The organism is Bacillus tuaregi (assembly GCF_900104575.1).
Lineage (GTDB): Bacteria > Bacillota > Bacilli > Bacillales > Cytobacillaceae > Bacillus_BD > Bacillus_BD tuaregi.
Map to the genome: position 1 here is coordinate 2,985,383 of NZ_LT629731.1, position 19,705 is coordinate 3,005,087.

The 19,705-nt window shown below is 38.9% G+C and carries 19 protein-coding genes; 4 read left to right on the forward strand and 15 right to left on the reverse strand.

The features are described from left to right. The first annotated feature begins 35 nt into the window (after positions 1-35). The gene (locus BQ5321_RS16640; protein WP_071395549.1) at positions 36-731 is read left to right on the forward strand and encodes a Crp/Fnr family transcriptional regulator; all 696 of its coding nucleotides are present in this window, start codon (positions 36-38) and stop codon (positions 729-731) included. 45 nt (positions 732-776) lie between these two features. On the opposite strand, the gene hcp is transcribed toward BQ5321_RS16640, so the two are convergent. Together hcp and BQ5321_RS16650 are read right to left on the reverse strand one after the other, a co-directional pair. Next, on the reverse strand, positions 777-2,069 hold the full coding sequence (gene hcp, locus BQ5321_RS16645; protein WP_071395550.1) for a hydroxylamine reductase: 1,293 nt from the start codon (positions 2,067-2,069) through the stop codon (positions 777-779). Between the two features lie 211 nt (positions 2,070-2,280). After that, positions 2,281-2,793: a YppG family protein gene (locus BQ5321_RS16650; protein WP_071395551.1), complete on the reverse strand. Its 513-nt coding sequence runs from the start codon at positions 2,791-2,793 to the stop codon at positions 2,281-2,283. Between the two features lie 204 nt (positions 2,794-2,997). Here BQ5321_RS16650 and yppF point away from each other — a divergent pair, with 204 nt between their 5' ends. After that, positions 2,998-3,201, forward strand: coding sequence for a YppF family protein (gene yppF, locus BQ5321_RS16655; RefSeq protein WP_071395552.1), 204 nt, complete (start codon positions 2,998-3,000; stop codon positions 3,199-3,201). Positions 3,202-3,284: 83 nt separating this feature from the next. Here yppF and BQ5321_RS16660 read toward each other — a convergent pair whose 3' ends face one another. The 3 genes from BQ5321_RS16660 to BQ5321_RS16670 all read right to left on the reverse strand — a co-directional run bounded on the left by BQ5321_RS16660 (position 3,285) and on the right by BQ5321_RS16670 (position 5,323). Continuing rightward, positions 3,285-3,650 (reverse strand): DUF1798 family protein, encoded by a 366-nt coding sequence (locus tag BQ5321_RS16660; protein ID WP_071395553.1) that lies wholly within the window; start codon positions 3,648-3,650, stop codon positions 3,285-3,287. A gap of 82 nt (positions 3,651-3,732) precedes the next feature. Further along, complete coding sequence (locus BQ5321_RS16665; protein WP_071395554.1) at positions 3,733-3,981, reverse strand: hypothetical protein; 249 nt, start codon at positions 3,979-3,981, stop codon at positions 3,733-3,735. A gap of 355 nt (positions 3,982-4,336) precedes the next feature. Next, complete coding sequence (locus BQ5321_RS16670) at positions 4,337-5,323, reverse strand: DUF2515 family protein (RefSeq protein WP_071395555.1); 987 nt, start codon at positions 5,321-5,323, stop codon at positions 4,337-4,339. Between the two features lie 158 nt (positions 5,324-5,481). On the opposite strand from BQ5321_RS16670, the gene recU reads away from it, so the two are divergent. Both recU and BQ5321_RS16680 read left to right on the forward strand, forming a co-directional pair. After that, the gene (recU, locus tag BQ5321_RS16675; protein WP_071395556.1) at positions 5,482-6,093 is read left to right on the forward strand and encodes a Holliday junction resolvase RecU; all 612 of its coding nucleotides are present in this window, start codon (positions 5,482-5,484) and stop codon (positions 6,091-6,093) included. Between the two features lie 39 nt (positions 6,094-6,132). After that, positions 6,133-8,775, forward strand: coding sequence for a transglycosylase domain-containing protein (locus BQ5321_RS16680; RefSeq protein ID WP_071395557.1), 2,643 nt, complete (start codon positions 6,133-6,135; stop codon positions 8,773-8,775). Positions 8,776-8,817: 42 nt separating this feature from the next. Here BQ5321_RS16680 and BQ5321_RS16685 read toward each other — a convergent pair whose 3' ends face one another. From BQ5321_RS16685 to panB, 10 genes are all read right to left on the reverse strand, one after another. After that, positions 8,818-9,333 carry a YpoC family protein gene (locus BQ5321_RS16685; protein WP_071395558.1) on the reverse strand — a complete coding sequence of 172 codons (516 nt, stop codon included), beginning with the start codon at positions 9,331-9,333 and terminating at the stop codon, positions 8,818-8,820. Then, a complete protein-coding gene (nth, locus tag BQ5321_RS16690; protein WP_071395559.1) occupies positions 9,330-9,989 on the reverse strand; it encodes an endonuclease III in 660 nt (219 codons plus the stop codon). Before nth ends, BQ5321_RS16685 begins: the two co-directional genes overlap by 4 nt. Positions 9,990-10,023: 34 nt before the next feature. After that, entirely contained in the window at positions 10,024-10,725 is a 702-nt protein-coding gene (locus tag BQ5321_RS16695) for a DnaD domain-containing protein (protein WP_071395560.1), read from the reverse strand. 252 nt (positions 10,726-10,977) lie between these two features. Further along, positions 10,978-12,270: an asparagine--tRNA ligase gene (gene asnS, locus BQ5321_RS16700; RefSeq protein WP_147525502.1), complete on the reverse strand. Its 1,293-nt coding sequence runs from the start codon at positions 12,268-12,270 to the stop codon at positions 10,978-10,980. 167 nt (positions 12,271-12,437) lie between these two features. Continuing rightward, positions 12,438-13,625, reverse strand: coding sequence for a pyridoxal phosphate-dependent aminotransferase (locus tag BQ5321_RS16705; protein WP_071395562.1), 1,188 nt, complete (start codon positions 13,623-13,625; stop codon positions 12,438-12,440). A gap of 61 nt (positions 13,626-13,686) precedes the next feature. Beyond that, complete coding sequence (locus BQ5321_RS16710) at positions 13,687-14,160, reverse strand: cell wall elongation regulator TseB-like domain-containing protein (protein ID WP_071395563.1); 474 nt, start codon at positions 14,158-14,160, stop codon at positions 13,687-13,689. A gap of 302 nt (positions 14,161-14,462) precedes the next feature. Beyond that, positions 14,463-17,249, reverse strand: a complete 2,787-nt coding sequence (gene dinG, locus BQ5321_RS16715) for an ATP-dependent DNA helicase DinG (protein ID WP_071395564.1) — start codon at positions 17,247-17,249, stop codon at positions 14,463-14,465. Between the two features lie 225 nt (positions 17,250-17,474). Then, positions 17,475-17,858: an aspartate 1-decarboxylase gene (gene panD, locus BQ5321_RS16720; protein ID WP_071395565.1), complete on the reverse strand. Its 384-nt coding sequence runs from the start codon at positions 17,856-17,858 to the stop codon at positions 17,475-17,477. Positions 17,859-17,869: 11 nt separating this feature from the next. Beyond that, positions 17,870-18,718 (reverse strand): pantoate--beta-alanine ligase, encoded by an 849-nt coding sequence (gene panC / locus BQ5321_RS16725; RefSeq protein ID WP_071395566.1) that lies wholly within the window; start codon positions 18,716-18,718, stop codon positions 17,870-17,872. Continuing rightward, positions 18,718-19,551 (reverse strand): 3-methyl-2-oxobutanoate hydroxymethyltransferase, encoded by an 834-nt coding sequence (panB, locus tag BQ5321_RS16730; protein ID WP_071395567.1) that lies wholly within the window; start codon positions 19,549-19,551, stop codon positions 18,718-18,720. The genes panC and panB overlap by 1 nt, the downstream gene beginning before the upstream one ends. Between the last annotated feature and the right edge of the window lie 154 nt (positions 19,552-19,705).

Consider the following 19,705-nt stretch of genomic DNA (forward strand, 5'->3'; position numbering starts at 1 on the left):
ACAATAGGAGTTAAGAAATGTGATGAGGTGTCAGCATGAATAAAGAACAAATCGAAGACGTATTATCCGAGTTTTCCTTATTTCGTGAGCTAAGCAAACACGAAATCAATAAGATTGTTGAAATATCTATTTCAAGGGAATGGAACAAGGGCAGTCATGTTTTTTTACAGGATGAACCTCTTGAAAATGTTTATTTTATATACGATGGTAAAGTAAAAATATATAAAACAGATGTCAATGGAAAAGAACAGATTGTATCCATTCTAAAAAAAGGAGATATGTTCCCGCATGTTGGTTTTTTCCGCAAAGGCGGCTATCCAGCATTCTCTGAAGTACTCGAAAATGCCAACCTCGTCGTTGTCCCAATTGTCCAATTTGAACGAGTTTTAATCGACAACCCTGAGCTGTGTATTAAAGTCTTTAAGGTATTAGGAGAAAAAATTGTTGATTTGCAGGAAAGATTAGAATCACAAATTCTTAATAATACCTATCAGCAAATCGTTAAGCTACTTCTAAGACTTGGAAAAGAGCATGGCCAACAATTAGATGATGGACGTACTCTTTTAAAAGGTGAATTTACTAATCGTGATTTGGCTAATATGATTGGAACGACAAGAGAGACCGTTAGCCGCACCCTAACTAAGCTTAAAAAAGAGAATCTTATTGAAGCTGATTCAGACAGTGATTTATTGTTTGATGCAGAGGTGTTGGCAGAGGAGCTATTCTCTTAAACCAATTCAAAAAAGAGAGTGGGATTCACTCTCTTTTTCAATGCTTTAATTTAATTGGAGCATTTCCTTCATATCTTCTGCGGCGGTTCCGATTAATTTCAGGTTAAAGGTCTGCTGTAAAACACTCATAACTCCTTCAGAGATAAATTCAGGTGGCTTTGGTCCAATCCGAATATCTTGAATTCCAAGGCTGAATAATCCAAGAAGAATGGCAACGGCCTTTTGCTCAAACCAGGAAAGTACAATGCTTACAGGCAGTTCATTGATTTCACACTCAAAGGCGTCCGCCAAAGCTTTTGCTATTTTTACTGTTGAACCGGAATTATTACACTGTCCTAAATCAATATATCGAGGAATATCAGTGCCTGGAACGGTTCCATAGTCCACATCATTAAAACGGAATTTACCACAGGAAGTAGTTAAGATGACCGTTTCTGGAGGCAGCGAAGTCGCTAATTCACGATAATATTCCCCACCTTTTCCAGGCGCATCACAGCCCGCAATAACGAAGAAGCGTTTAATTTTGCCTTCCTTAACTGCTGCAATTACCTCAGGTGCTAATCCAAGAACTGTTTCATGATGAAAACCGGTAAGCAAGGTTTCATCTGATTCAATATTTGCTTCTGGAAGCTCCAGTGCCCGGTTAATTAATGGACTGAAATCATCCTCCTCGATTTTCTGTACCCCTTCAAGTCCCGCCACCTCATAGGAGTACATACGGTCAGCATAGGTACCTTTTATCGGCATAACACAGTTTGTCGTAGCCAAAATAGCACCCGGGAATTTTTCAAACAATCTTCGTTGGTCATACCAAGCTTTTCCGATATTGCCTTTCAAATGGTCGTATTTCTTCAATTCAGGATAACCATGTGCTGGAAGCATTTCTGAATGTGTATAGATATTAATTCCTTTTCCTTCTGTTTGTTTCAATAATTGCTCAAGGGCAAATAAATTATGTCCTGTCACAACAATCGATTTACCTTCAATTTTATTCTGTGATACACGTACAGGCTCTGGAATACCAAGTAGCTTTGTATGTGCTTCATCTAGTACTTCCATAATACGCACTGCAGACTGACCGACCTTCATAGCCATTTCAATATGCTCCTGGACATTGAAATTCGAATTTGTTAATGTCATATACAATGCTTCATGTGTTGTTGCATCGACAAACGGATCTGTATAGCCTAATTGATTTGCATGAGTACGATAGGCAGCAATTCCCTTTAATCCGAAAATGATGGTATCCTGCAAACTGGCAATGGTTTCATCTTTTCCACAAACACCGATAACTTTACAGCCACCAGTAGGTGTTTGCTCACATTGGTAACAAAACATTCTTTACAAATCCCCTCTCTACTTGAATTCCTTTACAGTGTACCTTCCTGAAATTACCATACCTGTGATTCATATCACACTTTGAATGAATGTCATAAAATTTTCACTATTTAACCAGTGATTTTCGAACAAACTGTGACAAATAGTGATTAAAGTCCTTGTCTAATAAAAAAAACGGTCCATATCAAGGACCGTATTCGAGTATTTGCTATTAAGCTTTAAACATGCCTCCGAATCCTTTTACAACAGATGATACCTGACTGACAGCATTAATCATTTGCCCAGCAGTATCAACCATTTTGTTGATATCTAATGTTCCATCCTGTGCCTTGAACGAATTTAACACTGTTTTCATTCCTGACGGCGGCTTCGTAAGAAAAGATCCCTTAGGATATGGATTCATGTAGGGATAGCCGTTCTGCTGCGGCTGCTGTAATGACATATAGGCCTCTTCTTTTTCCTGGAGCGGGTTATGAAACACGGTTGATGAATAGGATGGTTGTGACGGCTGCGGCTGAAGATAGCCAGAAGACCCTTGATAAGAAGGAAAATATGACGGATGTACTTGATAAGGATTCAAGTATGGATAATCAGACGGAGGCTGAGTCCCTTGCATGATTGAGTATGGCTGTTGTCTCATTTCAAGATTTACGAATTTATTGGCTAAGGACGGCATAGAATGATATCCAAAGTAACGACTGTGTCTAAACCTTGGAGCATACACGGGCAGTATCCCTCCTTTATAAGTTCCTATATTTTTAATTATATGATGGATTCGCCCAGTTGGTGACTGTGTCAATTGGTGTATCTTTCTTTTTCTGATTATGTCAGCTGATGGGGGATTCTGTCGGAAGTCTAAATATTTTAAAAACAACTGACAATTCTTTTGTCATGTTAAAATAAAGTAAAAGACGAAGGAGGTATAGGCATGACTATTCACGAACTAAAATTAAAGTTTCTGCAGCTTCGTGATTATTTAACCGATGATGTGAATGTTTTATTGGACTTCACAAAAAAAGAGTATGTGCAAAATAAAATTTCAATCATTGAATACCGAAACCTTGTTCGCGAACTAGAAAACTTAGGGGCGAAATTTCCCGACATATTCATCGATCATTCCATAATACATTAACAGCCAAACACAGTAGCTGTAGTCCTAGAACATACCGTTCAAAAGGAAGTCCCCACATAGAAGACTTCCTTTTTGTTTTCCATTTACACATAATCGTCATGTAATTCATTAAGAATGCCCTTAAGGACAAACTCTACAGAGTGCATCATATGATGAAAGCGCGTCATGCTCGTTTGCGGAAAAAAGGCTTGAACAGCAAGTATTTCCAACTGCTGTATGACCGAATCAAGCTGTTCAAGATGTAGATTCCGTGGTTGAACAGAAACAATCCAACCTTTAGCAAGCGGATACCAGCTTTCCAGCTCTTCTTTAAGCTTATTCGCAAATGGCAGCACCTCATGATGAAAATCAGCTGCTTGATTTGACTTCTTCGCTTCCACAAAAATGCCCATAACTTGTTGGCAAAAACCTAACAGTGTCTCAGTCTTACTGAACAGCCCCTGAGTCATCTCCATTCACCCCAAACTTAATTGTATTACCTGTCAAATAAAATAGAGAAGCCATTAGGCTTCCCTTACTGAATGTATATATTTAATAACTAAGTGTCAACTTTAACGATTTTTTAGGCTGTTCCTTTCGTTCTTTTAAGGAGGTCATGTTCTTTTCCAGCGTTTCCAATTGCTCGTCACAGAAAGCAATACGTTGTTCCTGTATTCTTTGCCATTCATCCTGTTGTTGTGACATATTGGTCTTGATTGATTTATCCAATTGCTCGAGCTGATGATTCATCTCTTCAAACATGTCAATTAGTTCTTCTCTTCCAATAACAGTTGCCTTCATTCTCCATCTGCCTCCCTCTTGAACTTTAGTAATAATACTTATTCTCCCTTTCCTTTTATCTTCCTTCCCGCTTGACAAAACTAGTTAGAATTCGGCAAAGGTAGAAGAAATTTTCTTTTTAAGCACTCTGTTCGACAAAACAATAAGAATGAAAATATCCCCCTTGAACAAACTAGTAGTGGAGGTGTTTTAAATGGGGCAAAAAGAAAAACAAAATAAAGTCCAACCTAAAAAACTAAATGAATCAAAACCTGGCTATGGAGACAAAAAACTTGAAGGTCCTGATCGTCCTTCAACATAAGTAAGACAAAAAAAGCAAGGACTCGCTCCTTGCTTTTTATATTATTGGTATACATCATTCTATTATCTGTTTGAATAGTGCCATTCTTTGTATCTGGCTTTGCTTACGAAAAAACCAATCATTTAATAAAATAGGATGATAATGAATTGGATTTTCATACCATGACTTCCTTATTTTTGTCCTCACTGACCAGTCTTCGTGGTCCATTATTCCATGAGTGCCAGGCTCTATAATAGGATAAACCGCACGCAAAATCGGCGTCTCTCTCGTTTTTCCTTTCATAAAATAAGATTCATAATCATATCTTGAGCCAGTATGAACACTTTTAGATGCAAACTTATAAAAGGCAGGATATAGCTGTTCATTGAATAAAATGGAAGCAATTCTTTTGCCAAGATCTATCCGTTTATGAACATTTTTAAACCCATTGACGCTTGCCCCATAGAGATTCCCTTCACAGGTAGGCAACAGGATTGAACTAAAGTGGAGCAAGTCCTGAAAGAAAAAAGTAAAGGTTCGAAAAACATTACTTTGGACATGCGGATGGGTGATGACTGGTTTATGAATGACATGCTGTTCATTCACAATGAGTGAAATGAGTAAGCGTTTATAATCTCTATAGCTCCAGAAGTGGTTCCATTCTCTTTCCATAAACGCAGAAACTTGGAATTCATTCAATAAATGAAACATGGCACTATCCACTTTCGTCGAATAATGATAGAGCAATAACTGTGGATACGCATCGCGAAAAATAAGCCAATTTGCTTTTTCATAGGTATAGAAGAGTCTTACCCGAACTTCCTTACTTAAGAGCTGTGGAAGCCAGCTTCCTTCTAAATCACACATATTCCAGCCAGCATTACGTGAAACCATCGATGCCAAAAAGGACCAATGTATTTCCGGATGCTGTTTATAAAATTGAAAATAAGCATCTGTGCGGGAAATATTATCTTTGTTTAAGGCTTTTGTCTCATTTTTAATATTCTGCACTAGAAGCTGTTCATTTGAAAGGATAGGATGTGATGCTGGTTTTAGTATCATGATTTAATTTGCAACCTCACGCTTCTATAATCAACAGTAGAAAACTGAATGCTCTCCGTGATTTTTTTACTCCTATCGTTTGTTAAATGATTCTTTTTATTCAACATGAATGCGCAGATATTTGATATTATAAGTAATAGCATGTGAGGTGAAATATAATGACTTTCCATTATCCGAATGGTAAGCGCTATGTAGCAGCAACAGCAGAAACTGCTAAGAGCAAAACTATGGATAAAAAATGGTCCTACGGAAAAAGGGGGATGACATTAGAGGAGGACATTAATGAAACAAATCAATATTATTTAGAGCAAGGACTTGCTGTCATTCATAAGAAACCTACACCTGTACAAATTGTTGATGTGAATTACCCAAAGAGAAGTGCAGCGGTAATAAAGGAAGCTTATTTTAAACAAGCATCAACAACCGACTATAATGGTGTCTATAAAGGTAGATATATAGATTTTGAAGCGAAAGAAACGAAACTTGAGACCTCTTTTCCGCTAAAGAACTTTCATGAACATCAGATTATACATATGAAACAGGTTATAAAGCATAAAGGAATTTGCTTTGTATTACTGCGTTTCTCGTTGACGGAGGAAGTTTATTTTCTAGAGGCTCTGCATCTCCTCTCCTTTTGGCAGAGAATGCTGGATGGTGGAAGAAAATCCATTACCAAATTAGAAATCGAAAACCTAGGATGCCAGATTCCACTTGGTTTTCAACCAAGAATTGATTATATTAAAGTCATTAATAATCTTTATGATTTATAAATGTACTTATGTTGTTTTTTGAGAAAGGAAGGAATAGGTATGACTGAGAAATATCAATCGAGGGAGGAGCGTCGAAAACAGCAGGAGGCTGCTAAAAATAAGCATAGTAAGAAGAAAAAGCCAAAAGGATCGATTTTCAAACGGGTTTTTCTTATTCTCGTAGCCCTAGGCATTATTGGCATAATTGGCGGAGCAGCTACATTTGCTTTCATGGTTAAAGACGCACCTAAGCTTGATGCAGATACATTAAAAGCAGCAATACCCTCAGAAATTTATGATACAGAAGGAAAACCCATCACCGAAATTGGGACACAAAAGCTTGAATATGTAGAGTATGAGGACATTCCCGAATTAGTCAGGGATGCTGTTATCGCAACCGAAGACTCACGATTTTTCAAACACCATGGGGTTGACCCGATTCGTTTAGGCGGAGCCGTTATTGCAAACTTTACTAACGGCTTTGGTTCCGAGGGTGCCAGTACAATTACACAGCAAGTTGTTAAAAACTACTTTTTAACCGCTGATAAGACCCTTTCACGGAAAGCACAGGAAGCATGGTTATCCATCCAACTAGAGCGCAAATATACAAAAGAAGAAATTTTCGAACTATATGTTAATAAAGTATTTATGTCTGAAAGAATTACGGGGATTGCCACTGCATCACAGGTTTATTTTGGAAAGCCTTTAAATGAATTAACCCTGCCTGAAGCAGCATTACTGGCTGGAATGCCGCAAAGTCCTAACAACTATAACCCGTTTAACTATCCGGACAAAGCAGAAAAAAGAAGAAATATTGTCCTTTCATTAATGAACCAGCATGGTTATATTTCTGAAAGCGAAATGAAGGAAGCACAAGCTGCATCTGTCACCGATTCCCTTGAGGAGGAGCGTGCCCAGCAAGGTGATATTCCATACGATTCCTTTATTGGACAAGTGATAAAAGAAATTGAGGAAAAATATCCTGAATTAAATGTATACACCGATGGGCTGAAAATTTATACAACCCTTGATACAAAGGCACAGAACTATGTCGATCAAATCATGTATGAAAACGACATTGTTCCCTTCCCTGATGAAAAATTTCAGGCTGGGATTACCCTGTTAGATACAAAAACAGGAGAAATCCGCGCCCTTGGAGGCAGTAGAAATAAGGACATCGATTTTGGTTTAAATTATGCCACTTCAGTTCCGCGGCAGCCAGGATCGACTATTAAACCGATTCTAGATTATGGACCTGCGATTGAATTTTTGAAATGGGGTACTTACGAAACAATTGTCGATGAACCCTATAAGTATTCAACGGGGCAAACCATTAATAACTGGGATCATAGTCATATGGGCCCATTATCCATGCGAGAGGCGTTAGCAAGGTCTAGAAATGTTCCTGCTTTAAAAGCCCTACAGGAGGTGGGACTTGAAAGAGCACATGAGTTTGCTAATAATCTTGGACTGAACCTTGAGGAAATGGTTGAATCAAATGCAATTGGTGGACTCAAAAATGGAGTCACTTCCTTGCAGATGGCGGGAGCCTATAGCGCCTTCGCAAATAACGGCTATTATACAGAGCCACATTCTGTTAAGGAAATTGAATTCCGCGATGGAACCAAAATCAATATGGCACCAAAATCAGAAGCGGTGATGAGCGATTACACAGCCTTTATGATTAGCGATATGCTGAAGAGCGTTGTCTCTTCCCCTTATGGCACAGGTCAAAAGGCAAATGTATCTGGTCTTCCAGTTGCAGGGAAAACAGGAACAACTAACTATTCCACTGATGAAATGAAGAAATTTGGCATCACCGCAAGCGGAGCTGTACCTGATGCATGGTTTGTCGGCTATACGACAAATTATACCACCGCCGTATGGACCGGTTACGAGGAAAGAAAGAATGCGATACTTCCTGGTAAAGATCAACGAATCGCAATGGAAATCTTTAGTAAACTAATGAAGTATGTATCTGAAGACAAAAAAACTGCAGACTTTACCGTTCCAAAATCAGTACAAAAGGTGAGAGTTGAAAAAGGTTCTCGACCTGCCAAGCTTGCCAGTGAATACACACCTGATAGTCAGGTGATTTATGAATATGCTGTAAAAGGAAATGCACCTAGCACGGTGTCAAATAAATTCAAAAAACTTACAGGTCCTTCTGATTTATCTGCAGTTTATGACTCAGAAACCAATGAAATCGTCCTCTCTTGGTCTCATGGAGAAGATGAAGATACGCAATATCAGGTATCTGTTTCGCTTAATGGCGGTGCCGAACAGGCTTTAAGCACTACGTCTGAAAGTGGATTGCGAATGTCTAATCCTCAGTCTGGCGGAACCTATACATTTAAGGTCATTGCCGTGAGAGACGAACAAACAAGCAACCCGGCTACAACCAGTGTCACGATTCCTACTGAAGAACAAGAGAATGATGAGGAAACTGACGAAGGTCGTAACGAAAATAATAACGAAGAAAATCCAGGCAACAATCCTGGAAATCCAAACAATAACAACGGTAATCCAGGTGGAAATAATGGAAATGGAAGGCCTGGCAACAACAATGGATCCGGTAATGGGAATAATCAAACCAATCCTGGACATACACAGCCAGATGATGATGTGGAGGATGTTGATTCCTCCAACGAGCAGCCGCAAACTGGAGCCCAGGACCATAATTCCACCACTCCGCAACAATAAATAAGGTGAAAAGATAATAAAAAAGCGTCGAAAAGCTGATCATTAGCTTTTCGACGCTTTTTTTGCCTTCATGACGGTTTGCTGTTTTACGTAGCTTTTTTCCTGTTCTGAAAAAAGCTCTGCTAATTGAATATAGGAGTGGTACTTGGTTGGATTGGCCAGGATATATTCAAGCCTTTCTTCCCAATTCACCGGTTTACGAACAAGCTTAACAGCTTTGTCTAGCTTCCAAACGACTGGTGATTGATTACACCAGTATAGTATCTCTAGAAACAGGCCCATCCCTTTTTTCATCTGTTCTAAGATATTGTTTACATCACGATGCGAAAACTTTTCATGCAGGTCCGCTTTGATTATTGTCCAACTCTCAAACACTTCTGGTATCGTTCTTTCCATCCTATTCCAAGGTTTAAGCGTGTCAATACTATTAATAAAAGCAGCGTCATAAAGCAGCGGAATATGTACCTGAAATTCCTGCGTATATGTTTCCTGCCAGACTGACTCTTTTTCCAGTAAAAACGCTGTCCACTCAACAGGAAAGACTATTTGATTACTCATGACACTTTATCTTTTCCCTTCATTCGTTTCTTTCCTTCACGACACAGCTCCAATAACGGACAGGACGGGCATTGCGGATTCTGCGCTTTGCAATGGTATCGTCCAAAAAAAATCATCCGGTGATGCGTCACAGACCATTCCTCCTGAGGCACCTTTTTCATTAACGTTTTTTCTACCTCAAGGACCGAATCTTTATATCGACAAAAACCAAGCCGTTTACTTACCCGCTCAACATGTGTATCAACGGCAATGGCAGGAACACCAAAGGCTACAGACACCACTACATTGGCTGTTTTTCTACCAACACCGGGAAGGTTTGTTAATTCATCACGATTTCTCGGAACTTCCCCTTGGTACTCTTCAAGTAGCATTTTACAAAGCTTTTGGATATTTTTTGCCTTATTTCGGTATAGACCAATAGAACGAATATCCTGCTCCAGCTCTTCAAGGGGTACATTTATATAATCCTCAGGGGCTTGATACTTTTCAAACAACCCTTTTGTTACCTTATTGACCAGTACATCTGTACACTGTGCAGACAAAGCGACAGCAATCACTAATTCAAATGGATTAGAATGATTCAATTCACAATGTGCATCAGGAAACATTTCTCCCATTTTGTCTAAACAAAATCTAATCTGACTCTTATTTAACATTATTTTATCCCTTCTATTTTTTCACAATTCCCTATTAATGTTCAAGCCAATTATAAAATGGGAGTGATCCATTCGTTTTTGTAGGCTCCTTAGGTTTATTTATTTTCTGATACTGCCTGAATTTCTGACCATAGCTCTTTGCCTGCTCGATGGTTTTAATTCCATTTTTCTTCCATTCAAAAAGAATCCGATCTATATAGCGAAAGTTCAGCTTACCTGATATTACCGCTTCCCTTAAGGCAGCTTTAATAATGACCGTATCATGATGGTCATCATCCAGCCACATCGCTAGAGTCTCACATTCAAACGGAGACAATGGTCTGCCAAATTCCTGTTCAAAGCATGAATAGAGATTTGTTTCCTCCTGTTGGGTAACCATCGTCTCTGCCTGCTTTTCTTGTAATAAAAAGTAATCAACACATTTTTCCCATAAAGGATCGAGCGAATATCTTTCGAATCTTATTCCATCACTTGTAAAACCATCCTTTATTTCAATAAATCCCTTTTGAATTAGTTTTCGCAAAATATCGGAACATTCTGAAACACCAATCGTCATGGAGGATGAGATTTCAGCAGGAGTAGGAAATTCATTTCCTTTTTCGACAAATGAAATCAGTTGTAATAATAGGACAAGCTCATGTTCATTTAAGTTCATTGCTTTATATTGGGTTAAAAGGACATTCGGAATCGTAACCTGACCTTCCTTAAGCCAATTTAATAAGTTCGCTTTACTCATATTTAAGACACCTCCCTATTAGTATAACATGAAGTATTTTCGTAAGTAAGGTGAATGAAAGGCAGTCTTGCCAAATTAAGTGAGTATCAAATTCGCCCGTCGAATTTGCGTCCGGATTACCTGAGCTCGCTCGATAAACTACCTTTAAAAAATCCGTGACATCCGCCGGAGGCTTCTGCTGAATGTAGTATAAACAAACCAAAAAATCCGCCATGCAATGTGCGGATTTTTCGACTTATGATTGTTCTTATTTTAAGGATACAAACGATTTAATAAACGAGGGAATGGAATGGTTTCCCGAACATGTTCAACGCCACTAATCCACGCTACCGTTCTTTCTAGTCCTAGCCCAAAGCCAGAATGAGGTACAGAGCCATATTGACGAAGTTCTAAATACCACTTATACGCATCTAAGTCTAATTGATGTTCTTCCAAGCGTTTTTTCAGCAGTTCCTCATCATGAACACGCTGAGAGCCACCAATAATCTCCCCATAGCCTTCTGGTGCAATTAAATCAGCACATAGAACCACATCATCTCGATTTGGATCAGGCTGCATATAAAATGGTTTTAATGTAGTAGGATAGTGTGTGATGAAGACAGGCTTATCAAAGCTTTCAGCAATAGCCGTTTCATGCGGTGCACCGAAATCATCTCCCCACTCAATGTCATTAAATCCCTTTTCATGCAATAAAGTAATCGCATCATCATAGGAAATACGTGGAAACGGAGCCGTAATTTTCTCCAGTATACTCGTATCGCGTCCAAGCGTAGTTAATTCTAGCTTACAATTCTTTAGGACCGCTTGAACGACATAAGAGACATATTCTTCCTGGACGCGTAAATTTTCATCAAATTCACAAAAGGCCATTTCAGGCTCAATCATCCAAAACTCAATTAAATGCCGGCGTGTTTTGGACTTTTCTGCTCTAAAGGTCGGTCCAAATGAAAATACTTTACCTAATGCCATCGCTGCTGCTTCCATGTATAGCTGACCGCTTTGAGATAGAAAGGCATCTTCATCAAAATATTTAGTTGCAAATAATTCCGTTGTTCCTTCAGGAGCACTTCCCGTCAAAATAGGTGGGTCAACCTTAACAAAGCCATTTTGATTGAAAAATTCATAGGTTGCCCGGATAATCTCATTTCGAATTTTCATCACGGCATGCTGACGTTTGGAACGAAGCCATAAGTGGCGGTGATCCATTAGAAATTCTGTTCCATGTTCTTTCGGTGTAATGGGGTAATCAACAGAGTGATGCAGTACTTCGATTTCTTTTATATGCATTTCATAACCAAACGGGGAACGTTCATCCTTATGTACCACACCCGTTACATATAATGAGGACTCCTGGGTAATTGATTTTGCTGTTTGGAATACTTCTTCCGGTACCTCTGCCTTTGTTATAACACCTTGCATAAAGCCCGTTCCATCTCGCAGTTGTAAAAAAGCTATTTTACCACTAGAGCGTTTATTAGCAACCCAAGCGCCAATTTTTACTTCTTGATCAACATATTTATATACTTCAGCAATGGTTGTTTTAATCACGTTTATTGGTCCCTCCAGAAACTATAAAAGTCAACTATGTATCGTATCTAATTATACCTGTCTGTTTAATGACAAGCAAATCAATCCTTAGGGGATAAACAAAAGTGGAAAAACACAAAAAAGGCGAAAAAATGAAAGTTTTCCGCCTTTTTATTGAGTAGCTTTTACGAGTTCTTCTCGACAAATGCTTTTATACGAGACACTGCTTCTTCTAATAATTCAAGAGATGTTGCATAGGATAAACGAATATTTTCTGGTGCCCCGAAGCCTGAGCCTGGAACAACCGCTACCTTCGCCTCTTCTAACAATGCGGCAGAAAATTCATCTACCGTTTTAAAGCCTGTTAATTCAGCTGCTTTTTGGGCATTAGGGAAAAGATAGAATGCACCTTGTGGTTTAATACATGTGATTCCAGGTATCTGAACTAGTTGGTCGTAGATGGTATTTAATCGCTCTTCAAATGCTTTTCGCATCATCTCTACAGCATCCTGGGACCCACTGTAGGCTGCAATTGCCCCATACTGTGCTGTTGTATTCGGATTGGATGTACTGTGACTGGCAAGGTTGGTCATAGCACTGATAATTTGCTTACTTCCTGCAGCATAGCCGATTCTCCAGCCTGTCATGGAATGAGATTTGGATACGCCGTTAATGATAATTGTTTGCTCCTTTAATTCCGGTGAAATTTGGGCAATAGAGATATGCTCATATGCACCATAAACTAATTTTTCATAAATTTCATCCGAAATAATTAAAATGTCTTTAGCTAAACAAAGTTCACCTAATGCTGCAAGCTCATCCTTTGTATATATCATACCGGTTGGGTTGCTCGGTGAGTTGATAATGACAGCCTTTGTTTTATCAGTAATGACAGCCTCAAGCTGTTCCGGTGTTATTTTAAATTGGTTGTTTTCGTAGCCTTCCACATAAACGGGAACACCGCCAGCCAATTTTACTTGCTCAGGATAGCTTACCCAGTATGGGGTAGGGATAATCACTTCATCCCCTTCATCAAGCAGGACCTGGAATAAGGTATAAAGTGCATGTTTCGCACCGCTTCCCACCATAATTTCTGTTACTTCATAATCTATACCTTGATCTTTTTTAAACTTCTTTACAATCTCTTCTTTTAAGGCAGGTAACCCTGCAGATGGAGTATACTTTGTTTGCCCTTCATTCATTGATTTTACAGCCGCATCGATAATATGCTGCGGGGTATTATAATCAGGTTCGCCGGCACCCAAACCAATGACATCATGACCTGCTGCCTTTAGCTCCTTTGCTTTTGCAGTAATCGCTAATGTTGTTGATGGAGTTAATGTTTTTACTCTTCCTGCCAGTTTCGCTTCCATATTTACTTCCTACTCCTTCTATCATGAATATATATGATCTGCTTATTAACAGATTTTCCCTTTATAAATTCTCAATTTTTTTCAACCATTCGCCACTTTCAAACACAACGGAATGGTAATTCAAGAGATTTTCTTTTGTACGGGAATGGATTTCCCACAGTGGAATTCCATTTTCCATACCAAGCTTAACTGAAATAATTTCGGCTGAATCAATGTCTGCAAGAACCTTTTTTACGGCCTGCTCCCGAGTTAGTCCTTCAGTAGATTTTTTCACTAGTATCTTGCCTTTTTTTTCCGGAAGCCAGACAATTAGCTTGGTCCCCTTATCGTCTTCTCCCTGTACAATATAATAGGTTTCTTCCCCGTGATATGAACTAAATTCCTTCACTTTAGTTAAGGCAGTCTTCTCCAGTGCCTGTTTGACTGCGAATTCCTCTGCTTTTTTAACAGGCTCAACAGCATTAAAATAAACGACTGCCACTATTCCTGCTAAAATGACTATGCATAAACTTAAAATAACTAACCACTTTTTCATTATTATCACTCTTTATTTATCAAAAGTATGGAGAGGCGTATTTTGTTCTTATGTACGAAAACATTTCATTTTTTATTTTCCAACCTGGAAACGCCTCCTGAAGTCTCGTCATTTTTTTCTACTTATATCGTCACTTTAACCTGGTTAAAATAACGAAACAGGATAGCCTTATGAATTATTATAACAGCTTACATGTAAATTAGTTCAATTTTTCATTAAATTATTCTAGTTCAAACCGTCCTTTAGGCTGCAAATTGCAGCCCCTTTTTATGTGGCTGCAATTTATAATTGAAACGTTACACCTACAGCCATTTATGAATAAAATGGACAGTCTGACCGATATCCATTTCATTTTCCTGAACACCTGGCAGCGAGTCAAGAAAAATCTTTCCGTATTGTGCTGATAGAATTCGACGATCAAAGACAATCATGATACCTTTATCGTTTTTCGTCCGTATGAGACGGCCAAAGCCCTGTTTAAAACGCAAAACCGCTTCCGGAAGCGAATAATCATAAAATGGATTCCCGCCACTCGTTTGTATCCTCTTGCATTTTGCCTCTGTCAGTGGATCATCAGGGGGTGAGAAAGGCAGTCTGACCATAATAAGACAAGAAAGGTCTTCACCCGGGATATCAATCCCTTCCCAAAAACTACTTGTACCAAGTAGAATCGCTTTATCAAAGCGCTGGAAATTCTTCACAAGTCTAGTGCGACTGCCAGCCGTAATACCCTGTGCCAGCATCGTATATTCCTGTAAAAATCCACTTTCCTTTATAAGCTCATATGTTTTCCGAAGCATATCATATGACGTAAAAAGGATCATCAAACGCCCTTTCGTAGCTTCTGCAATAGAAATAATATGGGCACTAATTGACGACACATACTCCTGTATTGGGACAGAGTTTACTTCAGGTAAATCATTCGAAATGATTAATTTCACTTGATTTCCATAATCAAAAGGAGACGGAATTTGCTCATAATGGCACGATTCAGACTGTAACCCTAAAGCTTCTGTCATAAAGGAAAATGAACCTTTAACAGATAAAGTTGCTGAAGTGACCACGACACTCTTTTTTTGCTGGAATAACAGCTCTCTAAGCTGATTTGAAACAGATACCGGCTGCGAGTAAAGCGTGGTTCTATTCTGCCATGAGCGGGCATCCATTTCAATCCACGCTACATCATCAGTGTGATTTTCGTGGATGATTTTCCTAATACATTTCTTTAATTTCTCAATATCCTCAAGCCATGCAGCGGTTTCATGTACTACAGCTTCATGGGGGATATCTATTCTACCCTGTTTCTTCAACATATCAAAACGAGAAGAGATTTCTTTTGAATAATCATTTAATAGAAATAGGAATTGCTCCGCCTTTGCCCTGAAAGCTTTTGTCTCTCTCGACATATCAAATTGGAATGAACAGCTCATTCTGCCTTGAATCTTATTTACACTTTTTTTAGCTATCATGGCAAGAATGGAGAAGAGCTCATCCATCGTAAAAACTAATTCAGACATGATATCATTCAGGTCAACGGAAGAAAGCAGCCCCCGTTCTTGTTTAGAATGCTCCTGCAGTAAGGCAGCTATTTTTTGAGAAAGCATTTTCTGCTCTGACAGTCCCATCTGCTGAAGAAGATATCTTGTCGATGCATAATCCATTTTGCTGCCAAAATATTTCCCAGCTACCTGTTCAAAATGATGCCCCTCATCAATAATGATAAAATCAGACTCGGGAAGTACGTGATTATCAGCTGTAAGATTTGCAAGCAATAGACTGTGATTGGTGATAACAATATCAGCCCTTTTCGCTTTTTCACGCATTTTTAAATAAAAATCGCTGTTTTCTCCAGACTGCTTTCGTCTATGAAAACTGTCATCATGTTTAATTCGATGCCAGAACAAGTTTCCTCCGCTTGATAAATTTAACTCATCACGGTCACCCGTACTGGTTTCAGTAAGCCAAACAAGAATTTGCATCTTTGTTAAAGTTGTATCATAATTATCATTCTCTTCTTGAAGGAGTCTAACAAACTTTTCAATATTAATATAATGCCCTTTACCTTTCATCAACACTGCTTGAAAAGGAAAGTCTACCGCCTTTCTTAATAAAGGGATATCCTTTTGCAGTAGCTGCTCCTGAAGCTGGTTTGTATAGGTGCTGATTATAACCGGCTTTTTACTGCTAACAGCCTTATAGAGGGCAGGCAATAAATAGGCAAGTGATTTTCCTACACCGGTTCCGGCTTCAATCATTGCATGCAGCTCATGTTGAAAGGAATGATAAACGATATCCATCATTTGATACTGACCTTTTCTTGTCTCAAAGGCTGGAAATGCTCTTTTTAGTAGATGTTCTTTCTCAAATTCCTGTAGTGGATAGTTAGGCTCCTCTCGGTCCGCAAAGCTCTCTTCGGCAGAAGGAGTTTTGAGACAAACTCCTTTATACTCAAAATAATCGGGAATTTCTTCAATCTCCGTTTCTCTTTCTGCTAGAAGCTCTTCGACGATATCAATTAAATCACTTTTTAACCCGCCTGAAAGATGATGGAGCTGCCTAAGCGTTTTTAATGGCAGTTTCTGCAAACGATCAAATAAAATCAGTAATAGTTCACCGGTTGCATAGGCATCACTATCAGCCTGATGGGGTCTGTCATGCAGAAGGCCTTCTTGAACAGCCAAATCAGATAATTTATAACTGTCACTTGATGGAAAAAGAATCCTTGCCAATTCCACGGTATCTAGAACAGGGCCATAAAAGCCCTCAAAACCGGCCATAATTAATTCTTCTTGTAAAAAGGATAAATCAAATAACACATTATGTGCGACAAAAAATGCATCCTGCAACATTTCCATTATTTTAGGAGCAATGTCCGGAAATTTCGGCGCGTCCTTTACCATCTCATCTGTTAGTCCTGTTAATTCTTCAATAAAGACAGGAATAGATTGTCCGGGGTTCAGTAATGATGAAAATTGGTCTACGATGCACCCATTTTCAATTACTACAGCTGCAAACTGGATAATACGATCCCCTTTTTTAACTGAATTCCCGGTTGTTTCTAGATCAATCACAATATATTTATTACTCATCTATTTACACCTCAAACATTCCGTTTCCCAATCAAACTAGAATGTGGTTTACACTTTTATATTTTTGACTAGCCATTACAGAGCCATATTTTTAAACGGTATCATATTTTACAGGAAAGAAAAAGAGTTTCATGCAATCCACCTTAACAAGCTCTTCAGCCTTTACCCATTCTATTTTGCCCAGTTTATATGAAAAGCTGACTCAATTTGAGTCAGCTTTTCCATTTACATTATAGTCATTTCAGGTTCTGCGTGGATGATTTCCTTAATTCGATTCTCTTCACCCATAATAGCCACTCTTGGATGATGATCAGCAATTTTATCTTCATGTACTAAAGCATAAGAAATGATAATAACGGTATCTCCTGGCTGTACAAGACGAGCTGCCGCTCCATTTAGACAAATGGTTCCAGAACCTCTTTGCCCAGGGATAATATATGTTTCTAAGCGTGCACCGTTATTATTATTGACGATTTGCACCTTTTCATTTGCAACCATCCCTACCGCATCGATAATATCAGTATCGATGGTAATACTTCCTACATAATTTAAATTGGCTTCTGTAACGGTTGCACGATGGATTTTACCATTCATCATGGTGCGAAACATTCTGCTTCCTCCTATTCTTCTACTAAAATCACATTATCTATTAAACGGGCTTTTGAAAATTTAACGGCTAGCGCCATAATAAAATTGCCTTGCACCACTTCGACTTTTTCAAGATCAGGATAGGTTAGAATACTAACATAATCAATTTGACCAGACGTTTCAGTTTGAATTCTATCCGAAATCACCTGAACGATTCTTTCAGGATTAACCTCTCCTGCTTTGATCCTATTAACCGCATCTAGCAGACTTCGATAAAGTGCCGGTGCTTCAGCACGTTCTTTTTCCGACAAGTAAACATTTCGTGAACTTTTCGCTAAGCCATCATGCTCTCTTACCGTATCAACAGGTACAATCTGCAAAGGGAAATTGAAGTCATTCACAAGGCCCTCTATCACAGCAAGCTGCTGTGCATCTTTTTTTCCAAAATAGGCTTTATCCGGCTGCACAAGATGAAAAAGCTTGCTTACTACCGTTGCAACCCCATCGAAATGACCGGGACGAGATTCACCACATAGCACATCCGTTCGTTTTTTTACCTTCATCGTTACAGAAAGCTCATTCGGGTACATTTCCGTAACAGATGGGTGGAAAATAATATCCACACCTTCTTCCTGTGCTACCTTTTGATCCTGCTCAAAATCTCTAGGATAGGATTCTAAATCTTCGTTAGGTCCAAATTGTAACGGATTTACGAATATACTTAGAACAACCACTTGATTTTCCTCACGTGCTTTTTTTAATAAAGCTTTGTGTCCTTCATGGAGATACCCCATTGTTGGTACAAAACCAATCGTTTTTTGTTGTGATTTCTCAGCCTTTATAGCTGCCTTTAAATCAGAAATCGTGGTGATTACTCTCATCATTTCCCACCATAAAGAGTCTGCAACTCTTCCTCTGCCATTGTATAACTATGTTTTTCTGCTGGAAATTCTCTAGATTTTACCTCACTCACATACTGCTTTAAGCCTTCCACAACCATTCCATCTATAGAGCAGTATTGTTTAACAAATTTCGCCACTCGTTCAACACCATAGCCAGCCACATCATGGTAAACGAGAACTTGTCCATCTGTACCATCACCAGCACCAATTCCAATGGTAGGAATCGTTAGTAGACTACTAATTTTAGTTGCTAATTGTTTAGGAACACATTCAAGAACAATCATAAAGGCACCAGCTTCTTCACATTTTTTGGCGTCCTCTATGAGCTTTCTAGCTGCTTCGGCATTTTTCCCTTGTACCTTGTAGCCACCTAATACACCAACAGATTGCGGCGTTAACCCAAGATGTGAGCATACAGGGATACCAGCCTGTGTTAAAGCTTTAATATGCTCTAGTACACCATCGGCACCTTCCAGCTTTACAGCATTTGCACCGCTTTCCTGCATCATCCTCGCGCTTGTCATAATCGTATCCTTAATGGAGAGATGATAGCTAGCAAAAGGAAGATCAACAATGGTGAAAGTATCTTTCGCACCTCTTTTAACGGCTTTTGTATGGTGGATCATATCTTCTACTGTAACAGGAATGGTGGAATCATATCCTAGTACGACCATACCAAGCGAATCCCCTACAAGAATGACATCAGCCTCAGCCTGGTCTGCATGCTTTGCAGACGGATAATCATACGCTGTAATCATGGCTATTGCTTCGCCGTTTTTTTTCATTTTCATAAAATCAGTAGTTTGCTTCATTCCAATTCCTCCTGTTAGGAAGAGGCATAACACGTTTAGAGTATGATCTGGTTGACTTTCAGAATAGGACACAAAATCATGTTCTATTTCCGGTTAGTCAAAAAAATCCTTCTACACAGCAGAAGGATTTTGAATAGTAAGTTACGTGTTTTAT